This is a genomic window from Microbacterium sp. GXF0217, from assembly GCF_054798195.1.
The window spans coordinates 499,136-514,974 of sequence record NZ_JBSJZG010000001.1 but is presented as its reverse complement, the minus strand read 5'-3'; the positions used below and the strand labels follow the sequence as shown (position 1 = coordinate 514,974).

16 protein-coding genes and 1 tRNA gene are annotated in these 15,839 nt (G+C 68.2%); 10 read left to right on the top strand and 7 right to left on the bottom strand.

Annotation, left to right across the window (positions count from 1 at the left end):
- Positions 1-17: 17 nt before the first annotated feature.
- The gene (locus ACWAT3_RS02580) at positions 18-683 is read left to right on the top strand and encodes a hypothetical protein (RefSeq protein WP_460795626.1); all 666 of its coding nucleotides are present in this window, start codon (positions 18-20) and stop codon (positions 681-683) included.
- On the opposite strand, the gene ACWAT3_RS02575 is transcribed toward ACWAT3_RS02580, so the two are convergent.
- The 4 genes from ACWAT3_RS02575 to pepN form a co-directional block, all read right to left on the bottom strand.
- Positions 680-2,344 carry an FAD-binding dehydrogenase gene (locus ACWAT3_RS02575; RefSeq protein ID WP_460795624.1) on the bottom strand — a complete coding sequence of 555 codons (1,665 nt, stop codon included), beginning with the start codon at positions 2,342-2,344 and terminating at the stop codon, positions 680-682. The two genes, ACWAT3_RS02580 and ACWAT3_RS02575, sit on opposite strands and share 4 nt — an antisense overlap.
- Positions 2,341-2,787 (bottom strand): globin, encoded by a 447-nt coding sequence (locus tag ACWAT3_RS02570; protein ID WP_460795622.1) that lies wholly within the window; start codon positions 2,785-2,787, stop codon positions 2,341-2,343. Before ACWAT3_RS02570 ends, ACWAT3_RS02575 begins: the two co-directional genes overlap by 4 nt.
- Positions 2,784-3,875 carry a mechanosensitive ion channel family protein gene (locus ACWAT3_RS02565; RefSeq protein WP_460795871.1) on the bottom strand — a complete coding sequence of 364 codons (1,092 nt, stop codon included), beginning with the start codon at positions 3,873-3,875 and terminating at the stop codon, positions 2,784-2,786. The genes ACWAT3_RS02570 and ACWAT3_RS02565 overlap by 4 nt, the downstream gene beginning before the upstream one ends.
- A gap of 79 nt (positions 3,876-3,954) precedes the next feature.
- Positions 3,955-6,507 carry an aminopeptidase N gene (gene pepN / locus ACWAT3_RS02560; RefSeq protein ID WP_460795621.1) on the bottom strand — a complete coding sequence of 851 codons (2,553 nt, stop codon included), beginning with the start codon at positions 6,505-6,507 and terminating at the stop codon, positions 3,955-3,957.
- 124 nt (positions 6,508-6,631) lie between these two features.
- Between pepN and ACWAT3_RS02555 the strand changes: the two genes are divergently transcribed.
- The 6 genes from ACWAT3_RS02555 (at position 6,632) to ACWAT3_RS02530 (ending at position 13,072) form a co-directional block, all read left to right on the top strand.
- Positions 6,632-7,816 (top strand): ferrochelatase, encoded by a 1,185-nt coding sequence (locus ACWAT3_RS02555; protein ID WP_460795619.1) that lies wholly within the window; start codon positions 6,632-6,634, stop codon positions 7,814-7,816.
- 43 nt (positions 7,817-7,859) lie between these two features.
- Positions 7,860-8,345 (top strand): ribose-5-phosphate isomerase, encoded by a 486-nt coding sequence (locus ACWAT3_RS02550; protein ID WP_460795617.1) that lies wholly within the window; start codon positions 7,860-7,862, stop codon positions 8,343-8,345.
- Position 8,346: 1 nt separating this feature from the next.
- A complete protein-coding gene (locus ACWAT3_RS02545) occupies positions 8,347-9,351 on the top strand; it encodes an Fpg/Nei family DNA glycosylase (RefSeq protein ID WP_460795615.1) in 1,005 nt (334 codons plus the stop codon).
- 85 nt (positions 9,352-9,436) lie between these two features.
- Positions 9,437-10,915 (top strand): alanine/glycine:cation symporter family protein, encoded by a 1,479-nt coding sequence (locus tag ACWAT3_RS02540; RefSeq protein WP_460795614.1) that lies wholly within the window; start codon positions 9,437-9,439, stop codon positions 10,913-10,915.
- Positions 10,916-10,964: 49 nt separating this feature from the next.
- Positions 10,965-11,612: an FMN-binding negative transcriptional regulator gene (locus ACWAT3_RS02535; RefSeq protein ID WP_460795612.1), complete on the top strand. Its 648-nt coding sequence runs from the start codon at positions 10,965-10,967 to the stop codon at positions 11,610-11,612.
- Positions 11,609-13,072 carry an amidohydrolase gene (locus tag ACWAT3_RS02530; protein WP_460795611.1) on the top strand — a complete coding sequence of 488 codons (1,464 nt, stop codon included), beginning with the start codon at positions 11,609-11,611 and terminating at the stop codon, positions 13,070-13,072. Before ACWAT3_RS02535 ends, ACWAT3_RS02530 begins: the two co-directional genes overlap by 4 nt.
- A 64-nt stretch (positions 13,073-13,136) precedes the next feature.
- Here ACWAT3_RS02530 and ACWAT3_RS02525 read toward each other — a convergent pair whose 3' ends face one another.
- Complete coding sequence (locus ACWAT3_RS02525) at positions 13,137-13,622, bottom strand: Dps family protein (RefSeq protein WP_460795609.1); 486 nt, start codon at positions 13,620-13,622, stop codon at positions 13,137-13,139.
- Between the two features lie 140 nt (positions 13,623-13,762).
- Here ACWAT3_RS02525 and ACWAT3_RS02520 point away from each other — a divergent pair, with 140 nt between their 5' ends.
- The 3 genes from ACWAT3_RS02520 (at position 13,763) to ACWAT3_RS02510 (ending at position 15,360) form a co-directional block, all read left to right on the top strand.
- Positions 13,763-14,299 (top strand): gamma carbonic anhydrase family protein, encoded by a 537-nt coding sequence (locus ACWAT3_RS02520; RefSeq protein WP_460795607.1) that lies wholly within the window; start codon positions 13,763-13,765, stop codon positions 14,297-14,299.
- A 32-nt stretch (positions 14,300-14,331) separates the two neighbouring features.
- A tRNA-Ile gene (locus ACWAT3_RS02515) sits at positions 14,332-14,405 on the top strand.
- Position 14,406: 1 nt separating this feature from the next.
- Entirely contained in the window at positions 14,407-15,360 is a 954-nt protein-coding gene (locus tag ACWAT3_RS02510; protein WP_460795606.1) for an L-lactate dehydrogenase, read from the top strand.
- Here ACWAT3_RS02510 and ACWAT3_RS02505 read toward each other — a convergent pair.
- Both ACWAT3_RS02505 and ACWAT3_RS02500 read right to left on the bottom strand, forming a co-directional pair.
- Positions 15,333-15,563 (bottom strand): hypothetical protein, encoded by a 231-nt coding sequence (locus ACWAT3_RS02505; RefSeq protein ID WP_460795604.1) that lies wholly within the window; start codon positions 15,561-15,563, stop codon positions 15,333-15,335. The genes ACWAT3_RS02510 and ACWAT3_RS02505 overlap by 28 nt on opposite strands.
- On the bottom strand, positions 15,560-15,745 hold the full coding sequence (locus ACWAT3_RS02500; RefSeq protein ID WP_460795603.1) for a hypothetical protein: 186 nt from the start codon (positions 15,743-15,745) through the stop codon (positions 15,560-15,562). Before ACWAT3_RS02500 ends, ACWAT3_RS02505 begins: the two co-directional genes overlap by 4 nt.
- Positions 15,746-15,839 lie beyond the last annotated feature (94 nt).

Here is a 15,839-nt window from a genome sequence, read left to right as displayed (position 1 = left end):
TCGGTAGTCTAGAGCGCGTGCCTCCTCGTCTCGTGCTCGCCGATCCCGAAACCACCCGAGACGTCCTGACCTTCGTCGGTCGCGCTGCGCGCATCTCCGACGAAGGGGTGCGACTGCAGGCCAGAGCCGGCGTCCTCGCGCTCACCACTGCCGCACTCGCGCCTCACGGCCTCTTCGACCAGACCCCGACCGTTCTCGCCATGCGGGTCGTCGCGGCGGACCCGGAGCTGGAATGCGATCTCGTGGTCGCGTCGCTCACGGCCACAGACGACGACCGGATGCTGGAGCTCCCGGAGACCGCGCTCGCACCGCCGTGGGCCGGCATCGCGCCACCGCGCGGCGATTGGCAGCGCGAGTCGGCGCTCACGGCATCCGTCGTCGCTCAGCGCGCGCAGTGGGGCATCAGCGCCGTCGCGCACGGGACGACGGACGGCGCCGGCGAAGAAGCCGTGCGCGCCCTGCGCGCGGCCATCTGGGGGCAGCCCGACCCCGACCTGGGCGACCTTCCGCGCGGTATGGCCTTCGCCGCCGATGCGCTCGGCTTCATCTCCGGGGAGGAAGAGGTTCCGGTGATGCGCTCGGGACGCTGGACGCGGATGGCCTTCCGTCGCGGCCACGTGCTCGCGCGCGGTCCGGTCGCCACCGGCCTCACGCCGGTGCGCGGTACGGGAGCAGCGAACTAGACGGAGCGGGCGGCCGCGCGCCCTGCCTGCCGTCCGGAGAAAAGGCACCCGCCGAGGAAGGTCCCCTCCAGCGCGCGGTAGCCGTGCACGCCGCCGCCGCCGAACCCGCTTGCCTCACCTGCGGCGTAGAGACCGGGGATCGGCGTGCCGTCCGTTCCCAGAGTCCGTCCGTCGAGATCGGTCTCGATGCCGCCGAGCGACTTGCGCGTCAGCACATGCAGCTTCACGGCGATCAACGGGCCGGCAGCCGGGTCCTGCAGCCGGTGCGGGCTCGCCGTGCGGATGAGCTTGTCACCGCGATACGAGCGCATGGAGCGCAGCATCCCGATCTGCGCGTCCTTGGTGAAGTCGTTGTCGATCTCGCGATCGCGCGCGAGGATCTCGCGCCGGACATGATCCAGATCCAGCAGATCGCCGTCCGGGGCGCGCCGCAGCTGCTCCAGAAGGGTCTCCAGATCGTTCTCCACGATGAAGTCCTCGCCTTCGTCGAGGAACGCCTGGACGGGGCCCGTGGGCCCCTTCGCGAGTCGGGACTTCAGCAGCAAGGGGATGTCCTTGCCCGTGAGATCCGGATTCTGCTCGCTGCCGGAGAGGGCGAACTCCTTCTCGACGATCTGACGGGTCGTGATGAACCAGGAATGGTCGTGACCGGTCGTCCGGAGGTGCGCGAGCGTCCCGAGCGTGTCGAACCCGGGGAACAGCGGCACCGGGAGCCGCCTGCCGGTGGCATCGAGCCAGAGGGACGACGGGCCGGGGAGGATCCGGATTCCGTGCGCCGGCCACACCGGATCCCAGTTGGCGATTCCCTCGACGTAATGCCACATCCGGTCGCCGTTGATGAGATGCGCGCCGGCGGCTGCGGAGACGGACTGCATGGACCCGTCGACGTAAGCGGGAACGCCGGAGAGCATGTGGTCCGGCGCGTTCCCGAGCCGAGAGGGCCAGGCGGCGCGCACGAGCTCGTGGTTGCCGCCGATGCCGCCGGAGGCCACGACCGTCGCGCCGGCGGTGATCTCGAACTCCCCGACGACGTCGCGGCTGCTCGCCACGCCTCTGGCCTCGGCGCTGTCCTGCAGCACGTCGCCGCGGGCACCGGTGACGGTCCCTCCCGAGACGATCAGTTCCCGCACGCGGTGGCGGGGGAGGACCGTCAGCGTCCCGGCATCCTCAGCCGCGCCGACAGCAGCGGCGAACGGCGCGACCACCCCGGGGCCGGTGCCCCAGGTGATGTGGAAGCGGGGGACGGAATTGCCGGGGCCCAGCGCACCGTAGCCGCCGCGCTCCGCCCAGCCCACCACCGGGAAGAAGCTCACGCCCTTCTCCCGCAACCAGGCGCGCTTCTCGCCGGCCGCGAACTGCAGGTAGGCCTCGGCCCACCTGCGCGGCCAGGCGTCCTCCGGTCGATCGAAGCCTGCGCCTCCGAGCCAGTCCTGCGTCGCGAGCTCCAGCGAGTCCTTGATGCCCATCCGTCGCTGCTCCGGCGAGTCGACGAGGAACAGCCCACCGAACGACCACCACGCCTGCCCGCCCAGATTCGAGCGCGGCTCTTGATCGATCAGCACCACACGGCGGCCGACCGCGACCGCCTCCGAAGCGGCGACGAGGCCTGCCAGCCCCCATCCGATCACGAGTACGTCTGCGGACGGGGGCGTGGTCGTCATGTGTTCTCCGGTGAATCCTGACTGCGGGTCTCGAGCGTCGGACGCCCGGCGGCGACAGGGCCGATGCCGGACGGCTCGAATGTGTTCACCATGGCATAGGCGGCGCGTTCCAGGTAGTCCCAGAGTGTGGATTCGTGCAGCGGCGACAACTCGGCCTCATCCACGGCCGTCCGCATGCAGCGCAGCCAACGATCCCGTGCGTCAGGGTCGACATGGAACGGCATGTGCCGCATGCGCAGCCGAGGGTGCCCGCGGGTCTCGCCGTACGTCGTCGGTCCGCCCCAGTACTGGACGAGGAACAGCGTCAGCCGCTCCGCCGCAGGGCCGAGGTCCTCCTCCGGGTACATCGGCTTGAGCACGGGGTCGAGCGCGACCTCGCGGTAGAACGTCGACACCAGCCGTTCGAACGTCGGGAAGCCCCCGACCTCGTCGTAGAACGTCACTTCTTCTCGCTTCCCGATCCGGTGCTGTCGTCGGAGCCGCCCGACTTCTTTCGTCGCCAGATCCCGCGCTCGGCGACCGGCGGTACGCCGGTGATGGCGTTGGGGCGCGTGCGAGGCGGGTTCGCACCGCGGACGCGCCGGGCGCCGTCCAGGCCCGTCGGCGTGACGGTCGTCATGCTCGGGATGCCGATCTCGAGGCCGTCGAGCGCCTTCTTGAGCCGGGCGCGCAGCTCTTGCGCGACGTCGTCCTTCGCGTTGGCTCTGGTCTTCATGACGACGCGCACGACGAGCGCGTCGCCGGTGATGGATTCCAGGCCCCAGATCTCGGGGCGCTCCACGATCCGCGTACGCCACTTCGGGTCCTTGGCGAGCTCCTGCGCGGTCTCCAGCATCGACTTCTCGACCGCTTCCAGATCGGCATCCGGAGCGACGCCGAGATCGATGATGGCGCGCGCCCAGCCCTGCGACATGTTCCCGATGCGGGTGACCTCGCCGTTGCGGACGTACCAGAGCGTGCCGTTGACGTCGCGCACCTGCGTGATGCGGACGCTGACGTACTCCACGACACCGGAGGCGAGTCCGAGGTCGACGACGTCGCCGATCCCGATCTGATCCTCGGCGACGATGAACATGCCGTTCAGGACGTCCTTGACGATGTTCTGGGCGCCGAAACCGAGGCCGGCGCCGACCGCGGCGGTGAGAAGCGTGAGCGAGCCGATCAGATCGGGAGATATCACCGAGACGACCATGAGCAGCGCCACGATCGTGACAGCCACGTTGATGATGTTCTGGAGGATCGATCCCAGCGTGCGCGTGCGCTGCACGAGGCGCATATCGGCCAGTGGTGAGCGCTCCAGCGCCTGAGTGTCGTCGACATTCGCCTTGGACTTGGCGCTGTCGACGATCCGCTTGACGACGCGGTGGACGACGAACCGCAGGGCGAGCCCGATCAGGAAGGCGACGACGATGATGATCGCGACCTGAAGGGCTCGCTCACCGACCGTTCCGAGAAAAGCCAGGAAGTCGGTCCACGCGGTGGAGATCTCAGTGGTCGCCGGTGGGGCGGTGGGTTCGGCGAAGGTGATCATCACGCCCGATTCTACCGAGCGGGCCTCTGCAGCAGCTGGAACAGCACTGCAGAGGCCCGCGGGCAGGAGGATGCCGAGCTCAGCGCTCTTCGTCGCGGCTCTGCGCCGCGAGCGACCGCTCGACGTCGGCGAGGTTCTCGCTCACCAGACGACGCAGTGCCGGAGCGGCCTCCGCATTCGCGGAGAGCCAGGAGCGCGTCGCGTCGCGCAGTTCGCGGCTGGCGAGAGCGGTCGGGTACAGCCCGACGATCAGATAGTTCGCGATCTGGTAGGTCCGCGACTCCCAGATCGGGAGCAGCATGTCGAAGTACGCGGGAACGAACTCGTCGAGGACCTCGACGCCGGCAGGATGCACGAAGCCGAGCGCTGCCGAGCGGACGATCGTGTTCGGTGCGTCGTCCTTCTCGACGAGCGACGCCCATGCGATCTTCTTGTCCGCGACGGTCGGAAGCGCGGCGCGCGCCTGCGCCGCGAACTCGGCTCCCTTGGACGTGTTGTCGGCGGCGAGCGCGGCATCGATCGACGAAGCATCTGTCGCGCCGATCGTGGCGAGGCCGACGAGCAACTGCCAGGACAGATCCGTGTCGACCTCGAGGCCGGGCAGCGTCTCCTCGCCCGCGCGCAGGCGTCCGACGATGCCGGCGTGCTCACCGGTCACGAGGTTGCCGGCGAACGCGGTGACGAACTGGAGTTGGCTGTCGCTGCCCGCATCTGCCGACTGCGCAAGCTCCCACAGGCCGTCGGCGACCTTCTGCCTGGCGGCTGCGCGATCGGCCGGCGCGACGTACAGCGTCGCCGCGGTGCGCAGCTGCGCGAGAGTGGTGCGGACGGTCGTCGACTCGGTCTCGCGGCCGATGTTGCCGAGCACCAGGTCGATGTAGTCGGATGCCGCGCTCTCGGCATCACGGGTCTGATCCCAGGCCGCGCCCCAGACGAGGGAGCGGGCGAGCGGGTCCGCGATATCGGCGAGGTGCGCGACCGCCGTGGCCAGCGAGCGGTCATCGAGGCGGATCTTCGCGTACGCGAGATCGTTGTCGTTCAGCAGGATCAGGTCCGGCCGCGCGATGCCCTTGAGCTCCGGCACCTCGGTGCGGTCGCCGTCGACATCGATCTCGACGTAGTGCGTGCGCTGCAGCGATCCGTCGACCAGATCGTAGAAGCCGATGCCGAGGCGGTGCGGCCGGATCGTCGGGTAGTCGGCCGGGGCGGTCTGCGTGACTGCGAAGCGGCTGACCTTGCCGTCGGCATCCTCTTCCACGACCGGTGCGAGGGTGTTCACACCGGCGGTCTCGAGCCACTTCTTCGACCAGGTGCTCAGCTCGCGTCCGCTGGTCGCCTCGAGCTCGGTGAGCAGGTCGCTCAGCTCGGTGTTGCCCCAGGAGTGCTTCTGGAAGTACTGCGAGACGCCGGCGAAGAAGGCTTCGATACCGACCCAGGCGGCGAGCTGCTTGAGGACGGAACCGCCCTTGGCGTACGTGATGCCGTCGAAGTTGACCTGGACGTCCTCGAGATCGTTGATCTCGGCGACGATCGGATGCGTGGACGGCAGCTGGTCCTGACGGTAGGCCCAGGTCTTCTCCATCGCGTTGAAGGTGGTCCAGGCCTCGGTCCACTCGGTGGCCTCGGCGGTGGCGATGGTCGACGCCCACTCGGCGAACGACTCGTTCAGCCACAGGTCGTTCCACCACTTCATCGTCACCAGGTCGCCGAACCACATGTGCGCGAGCTCGTGCAGGATCGTCACGACGCGACGCTCCTTCACGGCATCCGTCACCTTGCTGCGGAAGACATAGGCCTCCGTGAATGTGACGGCGCCGGCGTTCTCCATCGCTCCGGCGTTGAACTCCGGGACGAAGAGCTGGTCGTACTTCGCGAAGGGGTACGGCACCCCGAACTTGGCCTCGTAGTAGGCGAAGCCTTCGCGGGTCTTGTCGAAGATGTAGTCCGCGTCGAGGTGCTGCCACAGGCTCTTGCGACCGTAGACACCGAGCGGGATGATGCGGCCGGAGGCGCTCGTCAGCTCCGAGAAGGTCGACTCGTACGGTCCGGCGACCAATGCGGTGATGTAGGAGGAGATCCGCGGTGTCGGCTCGAAGCCCCAGGTGGCGGTGGTCTGGTCGTCGTGGACGATCGGCTCCGGCGTGGGGGAGTTCGAGATGACCTTCCACGCGGCGGGAGCCGTGACCGTGAACTGGAACGTGGCCTTGAGGTCGGGCTGCTCGAAGACGGCGAACACGCGACGGGAGTCCGGAACCTCGAACTGCGAGTAGAGGTAGACCTCGCCGTCGACCGGGTCGACGAAGCGGTGCAGGCCCTCACCGGTGTTGGTGTATTCGCAGTCGGCATCGACGACGAGCACGTTCTCGTCCTGCAGATCGGCCAGAGCGATGCGCGACTCGGTGAAGACCTCGCTCGGGTCCAGCTGAACGCCGTTGAGCGAGATCTCGCGGATCTCCCGCGCGATGAGATCGATGAAGGTGTAGCTGCCCGACTGGGCGCTGAAGCGCACCACACTGCGGGAACCGAACACCTCCTCGCCCTTCGTCAGGTCCAACGAGACCTGATAGGACTGCGTATCGATGAGGGCTCGACGCTCCTGCGCTTCGATACGGGTGAGGTTCTCTCCAGGCACTGCTCTTCTCCCAGGGGTCAGGGGGGTGCGACCGCTCCACGACGCTGCTGGCGCCGACGGCAACCATGACAGCCTACGCCAGGACGCGGCCGAGCCGGACGAGAGGAAGTGCAAGGATGGAGAGGTGACTGCGAACGCCTCTTCTCCTGTTCCCTTCGCTTCGCCGGCTGCGGCCGGTGGCGTGCCGTTCGTCGAGACGCCGGTCGTGTACGACGGCATCCTGCTCGCCGGATTCGGCGGGCCGGAGGGGCAGGACGATGTCATCCCCTTCCTGCGCAACGTCACCCGCGGCCGCGGCATCCCTGACGAGCGTCTCGAGGCGGTCGCGCACCACTACCGGCACTTCGGCGGAGTCAGCCCGATCAACGCCCAGAACCGCGCGCTGAAGGCGGCGCTCGAGGCGGAGCTGAGTCGGCGAGGCATCGACCTCCCGGTGTACTGGGGCAACCGGAACTGGACGCCGTACCTGGACGACGCGGTGCGCGACGCCGAGGCGGCGGGCGACACCACGCTGCTCGCCTTCGCGACCAGCGCCTACAGCTCGTTCTCCAGCTGCCGGCAGTACCGCGAGGACTTCGCGCGCGTGCTCGAGGACACGGGCCTGGGAGATCGCGTCACGATCGACAAGATCAGGCCGTTCTTCGACCACCCTGGGTTCGTCGATGCCTTCCTCCAGGGTGTTCGAGCGGCGATCGAGGGCTACCTGGCCGACGGCACGACGGCCGAGCAGATCCAGGTCCTGTTCTCCACGCACAGCGTGCCGACCGATGACGCCCAGCGATCCGGTCCGAGGGACGTCGATTGGGGACCGGGCGGTGCCTATGCGGCGCAGCACGAAGCCGTCGCGGCCTGGGTCATGGACCGCATCGCGGCGGAGGTCCCCTCTGCCGGTGGCGTGGAGTGGGAGCTCGTCTACCAGTCCCGCTCCGGCCCGCCGACGCAGCCGTGGCTCGAGCCCGACGTGTGCGATGTGATCGGCGAGCTGCCCGGCCGAGGTAAGAGCACCGTCATCGTCGTGCCGCTGGGCTTCATGAGCGACCACATGGAAGTGCTGTGGGATCTCGACACCGAGGCCGCCGAGGCCGCGGGAGAGGCCGGGCTCGCGTTCGTGCGGACCCCGACCCCCGGCGTCTCGCCGGCCTTCGTCGCCGGGATCGTCGATCTCGTCGAGGAGCGTCTGGATGGCCGCGCCGCGGCTGACCGCGCGCACGTCACGGACCTCGGTCCCTGGTACGACGTCTGCCGCCCGGGATGCTGCGAGAACATCCGTGCCGGCTTCAAGCCGGCGGCGGCGGGTCTCGTCCCGTAACGGACGGCTTCGGCGCCTCCTCGCCGTCAATAGGATGGGTCCCATGCGCATCCATATCGCCACCGATCACGCAGGTCTCGATTTCTCGACCCAGCTGCAGGACCACCTTCTCAGCGCCGGGCACGACGTCATCGACCACGGTCCCGTCGACTACGACGCGCTGGATGACTACCCGGCCTTCTGCATCCGAGCGGCACAGGCCGTGGTGAGCGACCAGCGCGCAGGCGTGGACGCGCTGGGTGTGGTGTTCGGCGGTTCGGGCAACGGCGAGCAGATCGCCGCGAACAAGGTCGAGGGCATCAGGGCCGCGCTCGTGTGGAACCTCTCGACGGCGGAGCTCGCCCGCGAGCACAACGACGCCAACGTGATCTCGATCGGCGCGCGCCAGCACTCCTTCGACGAAGTCGTCAGCTTCATCGACCGCTTCGTCGAGACGCCGTTCTCGAACGACGAGCGGCACGTGCGTCGTATCGGTCAGATCGCGGACTACGAACGCGACGGATCGTTGCTCCCGGATCCTCGGGCCTGACATGCCCGAGGGGCATTCTGTCCATCGCATCGCCCGCCAGTTCGCGCGGAACTTCGTCGGGAAGACGCTCGTCGCCTCGAGCCCGCAGGGGCGTTTCGCCGAGGGGGCTGCCGTCCTCGACGGACGGGAGGCGCTCAGCGTCCAGGCCGTCGGAAAGCAGATGTTCCTCGAGACCGAGGGCGATGTCTGGCTGCGCGTGCACCTCGGGCTGTACGGCGCGTGGGACTTCGCGGGGGAGATCCTCGTCGATCCGACGATCGCCTCGGCGAACGGCCGGATGGGGCAGACCAATCAGCGCGGCACTGAACTCGACGACGCGGACGCGATTCTCGACGACGCTGGGGAGAACTCGCTCACGTCGATCGGAGCCCCGCGCCGAACTCGCGTGCACGTGCGCATGTCGGAGCAGACGAAGGGCCTCGCCGACGATGATGCAGAGTGGCCTCCGCCGGTGGTCGGGCAGGTGCGTCTGCGTCTGATGACCCCCATCACCTGCGCAGACCTGCGTGGACCGACCGCGTGCGTGCTCCAGACGCCCGACGAGATGCTCGCCACGATCGCGAAGCTCGGACCCGATCCACTGGTCGGAGATCCGGACGAGGGCGAGGAGCGCTTCGTGAGCGCCGTGCGCAAGAAGCAGACGGCGATCGCACTGCTCCTCATGGACCAGGCCGTCGTCAGCGGCATCGGGAACGTCTACCGCGCCGAGATGCTGTTCCGTGCGCGGCTGAACCCGCACACTCCTGGGCGCGACGTGCCGGAGGAGGTCGTGCGGGATCTGTGGCGCGATTGGGTGCGGCTGCTGGCGATCGGGGTCGAGACCGGTCAGATGATGACCATGGATGATCTCTCGCCCGAGCGATACCGCGCCGCGATGGCGAGTCGCGATGATCGCCACTGGGTCTACCACCGCGCAGGGCTCCCATGTCGGATCTGCGGAACGGAGATCGCGCTGGAGGAGATCGGCGCCCGCAAGCTCTACTGGTGCCCGTCCTGCCAGGCGTGATTCTCGCGGCAACGGCAGGTCGCGCTGGATCCAGAGTGCATGCTGTGAAAGCATTCCGTGCAACGAAGGCACGATTGGAGCACCCATGGATCTTTCCGGAGCAGAAGGCTTCCTGTCCTGGCTCAGCGGCATCATCTGGGGGCCATTCGTCCTCATACCGCTGCTGCTCGGCACCGGCCTTTACCTGACCATCCGTCTCGGCGGGATCCAATTCGTGCGCCTCGGTTCCGCGCTGCGTCTGGGACTGTTCACCCGCAAGGACCCGGATTCCGATGGTGACATCTCGCAGTTCCAGGCGCTGACCACCGCACTGGCCGCGACCGTGGGAACGGGAAACATCGTCGGTGTGGCGACCGCGATCGGCATCGGCGGACCAGGCGCTCTGTTCTGGATGTGGATCACTGGACTCCTCGGCATGGCGTCCAAATACTCCGAAGCCTTCCTCGGCGTTCGGTTCCGCAAGACGGATGCCGCGGGGGAGAAGTCCGGCGGGCCGCAGTACTACCTCGAACGCGGCATCCCGAACCGATTCGGCAAGTTCCTCGCGCTGTTCTTCGCGATCGCGGCCGTGTTCGCGTCGTTCGGCATCGGCAACATGACGCAGGGCAACTCGATCGCATCGAACATGGAGAACAGCTTCTCCGTTCCGACCTGGGTCACGGGCCTCGTGCTCACCGCGTTCGCGATGGTGGTGCTCGTCGGGGGAATCAAGTCGATCGGTCGGGTGACCGCGGGCCTCGTTCCGATCATGATCATCTTCTACGTGCTGGGCGCGCTCTACATCCTGATCGTCAACATCGGCGACGTTCCCGCCGCTTTTGCGCAGATCTTCACCGACGCGTTCACAGGAACCGCTCCGATCGGCGGGTTCGCCGGCTCCGCGATCATCATCGCGGTCCAGTTCGGCGTGGCCCGAGGGATCTTCTCGAACGAGTCGGGCATGGGGTCGGCGGCGATCGCGGCAGCGGCGGCCAAAACCAGCCACCCGGTTCGCCAGGGCCTCGTGTCGATGACGCAGACCTTCATCGACACGATCATCGTCGTCACCTGCACGGGGCTCGTGATCATCACGACCGGCGTCTGGAAGATGACGGACCCGGAGACGGGGGAGCCGATCAGTCCGGCGCTCATGACCGGCGAGGCGTTCTCGCATGGTCTCCCCGGCGAGTGGGGGCACTACATCGTGACGATCGGGCTCGTGCTGTTCGCCGGATCCACGATCCTCGGCTGGTCGTACTACGGCGAGCGCTGCATCGAGCGGCTGTTCGGTCGCAGAGCGGTCATGCCGTTCCGTGTCGTGTTCTCGCTGGTCGTGTTCGTCGGCTGCACGGTGCAGCTCGGCGTGGTCTGGGCGTTCTCGGATGTGATGAACGGTCTCATGGCTCTGCCGAACCTCATCGGGCTGCTCGTCCTGTCGGGTCTGATCGCCCGCGAGACGAAGAAGTACCTCGACAACGATCCGAAACTCCGCGCCAGCACAGCGGAGGTGAACGCCTTCATGGCGGGCGATCAAGGCTTCGAGCAGTGGAAGACGCAGGCGATCCCGGTCGTCGAGCAGAAGTAGCAGGCAGCAGCGGCGGCGGTCCGTGCGGCCGCCGCCGTAGTCTGGTTCTATGCGCCAGAACCCCAGTTTCACCCTCGCCGACGTCGCTGAGATACGGCGGGTGATCGATCGGAATCCGTGGGCGTCGCTCGTCAGCGCGGCGGACGACGGACTGGTCGCCTCGCACTATGCCGTGGTTCTCGACGAGGACCGCGACGACCTGACCATCGTCGGGCATGTCGGTCGGCCGGACGACATGCTTCACGATCTCGGCGGGCGCGAGCTGCTCGTGATGTTCGAGGGCCCGCACGGCTACATCTCGCCCGGCTGGTACGACCCCGGCACGGCGAGTGTTCCGACGTGGAACTACACGGCCGTGCACGTGTCCGGTGTCGCGGAGCTGCTCAGCACCGAGGAGAACCTCCGGGTGCTGGATCGGCTCGTCGAGCGCTTCGAATCCCGGATGCCGGATCCCCGCGGCATGTGGTCGCGTCCGAACGACGAGGCGTTCGTGCGGCGACTGGAGGCGGGAACGGTCGGCTTCCGCCTCACGCCGACCAAGGTCGTCGCCAAGCGCAAGCTCAGCCAGAACAAGGATGCCGCCACGATCGAGAACGTGATCGCCGAGTTGCAGGGCGCCGGCCCGTACGCGAATCCCGCGCTGGCCGCCGAGATGCGTCGCGCACAGGATGCGCGCACCAGGGCCGCCGGCTCGTGATCGGTGAGCAGTTCACCGCGCTGCGGGCCGTTCGCGTCGCAGGCCCCGGGCGCGAGTTCCTGTTCGACGACGAACCGGTGGACGTGCTGATGCGCGACGGCCTGATCGTGGACATCGCCCCCACCGGTGCGATCGCGCTGCGGGGCCAGGTGCTGGATGTGCAGGGCGCCTGGGTCGTGCCAGGTCTCTGGGACAACCATGTGCACGCCGTGCAGTGGGCTCTGGCCTCGGAGCGGACCTGGCTGGGGGAGGCGGCATCCGCGCGCGCGGCCGCCGCGCTGATGTCCGACGTGCCGGTGCGCCAGGACGGTCGACGGATCGGCACAGGCTTCCGCGACGCGCTCTGGCCGGATGCTCCGGACCTCGAGGTTCTGGATGCCGCGACGCGCGAGATCCCGACGTACCTCATCAACGCCGATGTGCACAGTGTGTGGCTGAACACGGCCGCGCTCGCTCGCGAGGGCTTCCGTGCGCCGGACGGCGTGCTCCGCGAGGAGGATGCGTTCGAGATCTCCCGCCGTCTGAACGCCGTCGATCCGGATCATGCGGATGCTGCGGTGCGCGGGGCCGGCGCCAGAGCGGCGGCGCGCGGCATCACCGGGATCGTGGATTTCGACATGGCCTGGAATGCGGAGGCCTGGGCGCGGCGGAGCGCGGCGGGGTTCGATGCCCATCGCGTCGAGTTCGCGATCTACCCCGCCGATCTGGACCGCGCGATCGGCGCCGGGCTGCGGACCGGAGCTGACCTCGCGAGCGGCGGCCTGATCGAGGTGGGACGGCTCAAGGTCATCAGCGATGGCTCACTGGGCACCAGGACCGCGGCGTGCTCGCACCCGTATCCCGGCGACGGATACGGCGTGATGACCGTGGATCTGCCCGAGCTGATCGAGTTGCTCACCCGCGCGGCCGGCGCGGGGCTGGAAGCATCGGTGCACGCTATCGGGGACCGTGCCGCGGCATCCGCGCTGGATGCCTTCGCGCAGACCGGAAGCACCGGGACGATCGAGCATGCACAGCTCCTGCGTCACGCCGACCTGTCCCGGATGGCGCGGCTGGGGCTGGCCGCGAGCATCCAGCCGCAGCACGCATTGGATGACCGCGATCTCGTGGCGCGGTACTGGGCGGGGCAGACCGGCGTCGCCTACCCGATGGCATCGCTGCTCAGAGCCGGAGTCGAGCTTCGGCTGGGATCGGATGCTCCCGTGTCGCCGTTGGATCCGTGGACCGCGATCGCCGCCGCGGTCACGCGCGCGGACCGGGGCCAGGATCCGTGGCATCCGGATGAGCGGTTGAGCATCGACGAGGCCATCGGCGCGAGCGTTCGGACGGCCGTCCGGCCGGGAGACCCGGCGGACCTCGTAGTGTGCGGTCTCGACCCGCGCTCGGCGGACGGCGACGCGCTGCGCAGGATGCCGGTGCGCGCCACGCTGCTCGGTGGCCGCGTCACTCACGCGTCCTGATCAGCGCCGTCGCGGGGAGACGACGAACGCCCCGGGATCGGATCCCGGGGCGTTCGAGGAATGCCTACGCTGCGACGTGCGCGACGAGGAACCAGCGGTCCTTCTCGAGACCGCGCATGATCTCGATCGCCACGTCCTGGCTGGTGAGGTCGATCTCGTCGAGGCCATCGATGGCGGCCTTGGCATCGACCAGGATCGCGTCGATGTCTGCGACGATCGTGCGGATGATCTCGTCGGACTGCGCGAAGCCGGCGGGAACGCCGGTGCTCGGAGCCTTCGCGGCGACCGCGCTCACGCGAGCGTCGATCGGCAGGCCGAGAGCGACGATACGCTCCGCGGCGGTGTCGGCGAAGTCGCCGGCGTGGGCGACGATCGTGTCGAGCAGCTCGTGGACACCGATGAAGTTGGCGCCGCGGACGTGCCAGTGCGCCTGCTTTCCGTTGATCGTCAGCGCCTGCAGCCCGAGGACGACCGGCGAGAGGAACTGTGCTGCCGCTGCGGCGACCGTCGGGTCGCTGGCGGTGGTGGAAATGGTCTGTGCCTTGCTCATTCTGGTTCCTCCCGGACGTCTTCTTCGTACCTGATGAACACAACCGTACTCAGCCTCAGACATTCCGCAAGCAAGCTGAGGCTCGGCTTATGAGCGCGAAATCCCGCGGAATTACGCGCTTCTGAGGGTAGTCTCGCCTTATGAGCATCTCGTCATCGGCATCCATCATCGCGCTCGCGGAGCGGGCACCCGCGATCGCCGACGACGTCTTCGTCGCTGACGGCGCGCGCGTGGTTGGCGCCGTGACTCTCGAGGCCGGCGCCAGCGTCTGGTACAACGCCGTCTTGCGTGCCGACTCGGCATCCATCACCATCGGCGCGGAGACCAATCTGCAGGACAACGTCTCCGTGCACGTGGACAGCGGGCACCCGGTCGTGCTCGGGCGCCGGGTGTCGGTCGGGCACAACGCCGTCGTGCACGGATGCACCATCGGCGACGGCTCGCTGGTCGGCATGGGAGCCGTGGTTCTCTCCGGCGCCGTGATCGGAGCCGGATGCCTCGTCGCGGGCGGTGCGGTCGTCCTCGGCGGAACAGAGGTGCCCGATGGCTCGCTCGTCGCCGGTGTTCCGGCGAAGGTGCGCCGCGTCCTCACAGACGAGGAACGTGCGGGGCTGATCGCGAACGCCGAGATCTATCTCGCGCACGTGCAGACGCACGAGTCCGCGACCGCGCGGTAGCGTTCGCGGGCACCGCTAGGCTGGTGTCGTACGGGGCCGTGGCCAAGCTGGTCAAGGCAGCGGGCTCATAACCCGACGATCGTGGGTTCAAGTCCCACCGGCCCCACATGGCTGTCATCGAGAACTCGAAGGTCACCGTCGTCGGAGCGGGCAGCGTCGGATCGAGCGTGGCGTACGCCGCCTTGATCCGGGGCTCCGCCCGCCATGTCGTGCTGTACGACATCGCGACGGAGAAGGTCGAGGCCGAGGTGCTCGATCTCGCCCACGGCACGCAGTTCACCGGGTCGAGCGATATCGTCGGCGGCAGCGACATCTCTCTCGTGGCGGGATCCCACGTCGTCGTGATCACGGCTGGTGCGAAGCAGAACCCCGGGCAGACGCGCATCGAGCTCGCCGCTGTGAACGCCGGCATCATCCGCAGCATGATGCCGCAGCTGCTGGAAGTCGCACCCGATGCCGTCTTCGTCATCGTCACCAATCCCTGTGACGTGCTCACGGTCCTCGCCCACGAGGCGACGGGCCTTCCGCGGGAGCGCATCTTCGCCTCCGGCACTGTCCTCGACACGTCCCGGCTGCGCTGGAAGCTCGCTGAACGGGCCGGAGTGTCGACCTCCAGCGTCCACGCGCACATCGTGGGGGAGCACGGAGACACCGAGTTCCCGCTGTGGTCGAAGGCGACGATCGGGACCGCTCCGATCCTGGAATGGGAGACGCCGACGCACCCGCGCATCAGTCGCGACGAACTCGACGCGATCGCCGTCGACGTCCGTGACGCCGCCTACACGGTCATCCGGGGCAAGGGCGCGACCAATTACGCGATCGGGTTGTCGAGCGCCCGCATCATCGAGGCGATCCTGGGGGATGAGCATGCGGTGATGCCGGTGAGCACGGTGCTGGAGGACTTCCACGGCGTCGACGGCGTCGCGCTCTCTGTTCCCTCCGTGGTCAGTGCGGCAGGTGCCGTGCCGATCCGTGCGACGACCTTCTCAGAGGAAGAGGCGTCCTTGCTGCACCGATCGGCGCAGGCTCTGCGTCAGGTGGCCGATTCGCTGCGCTCCTGAGTCTCCTGGTCTTCTGCTTCCGTTTCGACCTGCGGTCGTCCGACGACGCCGATTCCGACGGCTTCGTGACTCGGCTCCGGTTCGTCACGCGACGGCGCTTCGGGCTCCTCCGCCGGCTCCTTCTCCGTACTCGGCTCCGTCAGTTCGTCGTCCGAGGGCATCGACTCACCGGACTGCTCCTCCGGGGTTCCTGGGTCGCTCACAGATCCTCCTCCTCGGTGCCTCCGGCAGCCAGGCGATCCGCCTCGGCGCTGTCGACGCGGTTCGGGTCGATGTCCTCATCGAGGATCTCGTCGCCGTCGACCTCGCGCGTGACCGGTGCTTCGGCATCCGCATCGTCCGGCGTGATCGGAATCGGGAACGGGGGCGGGTACTGGTTCGACATGATCGGCTCCTCTCGTGGTGGTCTCTCCACAATAGGAAGCGACCGGAGGGCGGCCTAGTGGGTTGACGTGCTCGTCCCGCGGGAGTAAGCCGAC

Bases quoted from the DNA above. Each gene is read 5' to 3' on its own strand.
- ACWAT3_RS02575 (WP_460795624.1), bottom strand. From the start codon at position 2,344: ATGACGACCACGCCCCCGTCCGCAGACGTACTCGTGATCGGATGGGGG.
- ACWAT3_RS02565 (WP_460795871.1), bottom strand. From the start codon at position 3,875: ATGATCACCTTCGCCGAACCCACCGCCCCACCGGCGACCACTGAGATC.
- ACWAT3_RS02550 (WP_460795617.1), top strand. From the start codon at position 7,860: ATGCGCATCCATATCGCCACCGATCACGCAGGTCTCGATTTCTCGACC.
- ACWAT3_RS02545 (WP_460795615.1), top strand. From the start codon at position 8,347: ATGCCCGAGGGGCATTCTGTCCATCGCATCGCCCGCCAGTTCGCGCGG.
- ACWAT3_RS02540 (WP_460795614.1), top strand. From the start codon at position 9,437: ATGGATCTTTCCGGAGCAGAAGGCTTCCTGTCCTGGCTCAGCGGCATC.
- ACWAT3_RS02535 (WP_460795612.1), top strand. From the start codon at position 10,965: ATGCGCCAGAACCCCAGTTTCACCCTCGCCGACGTCGCTGAGATACGG.
- ACWAT3_RS02525 (WP_460795609.1), bottom strand. From the start codon at position 13,622: ATGAGCAAGGCACAGACCATTTCCACCACCGCCAGCGACCCGACGGTC.
- ACWAT3_RS02520 (WP_460795607.1), top strand. From the start codon at position 13,763: ATGAGCATCTCGTCATCGGCATCCATCATCGCGCTCGCGGAGCGGGCA.
- ACWAT3_RS02510 (WP_460795606.1), top strand. From the start codon at position 14,407: ATGGCTGTCATCGAGAACTCGAAGGTCACCGTCGTCGGAGCGGGCAGC.
- ACWAT3_RS02500 (WP_460795603.1), bottom strand. From the start codon at position 15,745: ATGTCGAACCAGTACCCGCCCCCGTTCCCGATTCCGATCACGCCGGAC.